Source organism: Erwinia sp. (assembly GCF_031978025.1).
GTDB lineage: Bacteria > Pseudomonadota > Gammaproteobacteria > Enterobacterales > Enterobacteriaceae > Erwinia.
In genome coordinates, this window is record NZ_DALZCD010000392.1 from 1 (window position 1) to 2,876 (window position 2,876).

Here is a 2,876-nt window from a genome sequence, read left to right on the forward strand (position 1 = left end):
CCTTCTGTTCACGCCAGCGGTTGCGCACTTCCGGCCGGAAACGATCGAAATGGGTTTCAAAATAGCGTACTTCGCCCAGCGTCCCTTCCGACAGCAGCGTTTTCAGCGTCAGAAAGTCACTGTCCCAGCGGCGGTTATGAAAGACGGACAGCAGCAAACCCTTAGCCGTCGCCAGTGCTTCCAGCTCGCGAGCCTGTGACAACGTCACGGTAAAAGGTTTGTCTACTACCACATGCTTGCCCGCGTTGAGCGCGGCTTTCGCCAGCGGGAAATGGGTATCATTAGGCGTGGGGATAACAATCAGCCCGATAGAAGGGTCATCGAACAGCGCCTGCGGTTCGGCCACCACCGTGGCGGTAGGCCAATCGGCGTGCACCTTGGCGGCGTCGCTGCTCGACACGGCGGCCAGTTCCATGCCGGAAGTGCCGCTGATTAACGGCGCGTGAAACGTTTTACTGGCAAAACCGTAGCCAACCAGGCCAACGCGAATAGTGTCGTTCATAGCAATTCCTCTTGTCGCTTACCCGAATGATTTAAGACTATCACTCGGGCAAGGACAAGCCGGATTGCGCTGAATGTTATAAGAAAGTTACTGGCTGGCGCTCAGCAGATCCCAACTTTCGCGCGTGACCAGCGTATCGGCGTCCAGCGAGCGGCGACGGAAATCGCTGGGGCTGACGCCGACGCGCTTACGAAAAACGCGGGAAAAATAGAGCTGATCGTCGTAGCCCACAATCCTACCTACCGTAGCAATAGGCTCCTGAGTCGTCTGCAACAGCAGCCTGGCGCGAATAATTCGCTGATCCTCTCGCCAGCGCAGTAGATTGATCCCCATCTGCTCCCGGAACAAGTGCGCCAGCCGCGACGGCGAGAGGCAAACGTGGTTGGCTACCTCGTCAATTTTCAGCTCGCCCGCCAGGTTATTCGTCACGTACTGGCAGGCTTCAATAATACGTGGGTCACGGATCTGCTGATGACTGCGTGGATCCTCTTCCACCGCCCGCAGCAGCAGTCTTTCCAGCAGGTTCATCGCCAGCTCTTCCGCAAAACGTTTGCCGGAGGTGTGCGTTTGTTCAATGGTGGTAAAAAGCCGCTCAAACTCGCCCCACAGCCGTTCGGGAAGTCTCAACCTACCGACACCGCGCTTTTCATCCTGCCAGGCCAGCCAGCTGCTCCAGTAGGCACGCGGGCGAAAGTAGATCCACCGATGATGCCAGCAGTCACTCTCCGGCGAACGGCCATAATAGTGGGAGGTTTTTGGCTGAAACAGCAGCAGGTCGCCCGGCTCACACTCAAACGCCTCTTCGCCACTAAAGACCTGGCCCCGCCCCCTGATCGTCAGGTTAATAATATAGCCTTTCATGCCGGAGGGCCGGTCGATAAAGAAGTCGAGCGGATCGCCCGCGCTAATCGGCGTCAGGCCTGCCACCAGCCAGGCGTTAAAAGGGTAGCCAGGCAGTAGCGGATTGGATTGCGCCACCGGCGCCAGACGATGATACATAACGCCTCCTCAGGCCGTTTTGGCTTTTTGTTTGTAACGGTCGAAAATCACCGCTGCCAGTAAGATCAGGCCGCGTACGACATACTGCGAGAAAGGGGAAATATTAAGCAGGTTCATTGCATTTTCCACCGTACCCAAAATCAGTACGCCCGCAACCACGTAAGAGATTTTGCCGATACCGCCCTTGAGCGAGACGCCACCCAGCACGCAGGCAGAGATAACAATCAGCTCGTAGCCCAGAGAAGTCATAGGCTGGCCGCTGGTCATGCGTGAGGCAAGAATAATGCCTGCAGCGGCAGAAACCAGTCCGGACAGGATAAAAATGATGATACGCGTCCGCACCACCGGGACGCCCGCCAGGCGAGCCGCTTCTTCGTTACCGCCGATAGCCAGCGTGTTGCGGCCAAAGGTGGTTTTGTTCAGCAGAAAACCAAACACAATCAGCGTGCCAATGGTCAGCCAGACCGGTGCCGGCACGCCCAGCCAGCTTGCATAGCCCAGCGCGAAGAAACGCTCGTCTTCAATGCCGACCGCTTTACCGTCTGAGAAAATATAGGCCAGACCGCGCACGATTTGCATCGTCGCCAGCGTGGTAATCAGCGCGTTGATTTTGAGTTTGGCAATGACGAAGCCGTTAACAAACCCACAGAGCACCCCCAGCAGCAAACCGGCCGCGATGCCGATCCACAGGCTTTCGGTCATGTTGATAACCACGGCTGCAGTGACGCCAGCGCAGGCGATGACCGAGGCGACCGAAAGATCGAAGTCGCCCGATGCCAAACAAAATAACATGCCGCAGGCGACCATGCCGGACATCGACATCGCCAGACCCAACCCTTTCATATTGATCAGGGTGCCGAAGTTAGGCACAAAAATCGTACAGCCAATAAAGAGTACGGCAAAGACGACCAGCATCCCGAAATTATCCCAGATGCGGCTCAGATTGACACGCTGCGTTGGCGGCGTGGCGGAAGAGGTAGTTAAAGACATGATTGACTCCTTAAGTCAGGCTACGCGCTGCGTGGTTTTCGGCATGGCAAGCCCCAGCGTCAGGGCTTCAGTGGCTTCCTGATGGCTTAGCTCGCCCGCGATGGCGCCTTCACGCATCACGAGAATGCGATCGGCCAGCCCCATCACTTCCGGTAAATCGCTGGAGGCGAAGAGCACGGCAATGCCCTCTTCCGCCAGCGCATAGATCAAACGATAAATTTCATTTTTTGCGCCGACGTCGATGCCTCGTGTGGGCTCATCCAGCAGGATCACTTTCATCTCTTCCGACAGCCAGCGGCCCAGAATGGCTTTTTGCTGATTACCGCCGGAAAGGTTCATGATCAGCTGGTCGGCGCCGGGGGTTTTGATGTTCAGCGAGCGGATA

General features: G+C 56.7%; 4 protein-coding genes. All 4 read right to left on the reverse strand.

The genetic code is table 11. The features are described from left to right. On the reverse strand, positions 1-502 hold a 502-nt coding region (locus RTK32_RS20745), incomplete at its 3' end, for a Gfo/Idh/MocA family oxidoreductase (protein ID WP_312047251.1). 87 nt (positions 503-589) lie between these two features. Continuing rightward, the gene (gene araC, locus RTK32_RS20750; protein WP_312047253.1) at positions 590-1,501 is read right to left on the reverse strand and encodes an arabinose operon transcriptional regulator AraC; all 912 of its coding nucleotides are present in this window, start codon (positions 1,499-1,501) and stop codon (positions 590-592) included. Positions 1,502-1,510: 9 nt separating this feature from the next. Then, entirely contained in the window at positions 1,511-2,491 is a 981-nt protein-coding gene (gene araH / locus RTK32_RS20755; RefSeq protein WP_253454351.1) for an L-arabinose ABC transporter permease AraH, read from the reverse strand. 15 nt (positions 2,492-2,506) lie between these two features. Further along, positions 2,507-2,876: ATP-binding cassette domain-containing protein (locus RTK32_RS20760; RefSeq protein WP_312047255.1), on the reverse strand; the 370-nt coding region annotated here is incomplete at its 5' end.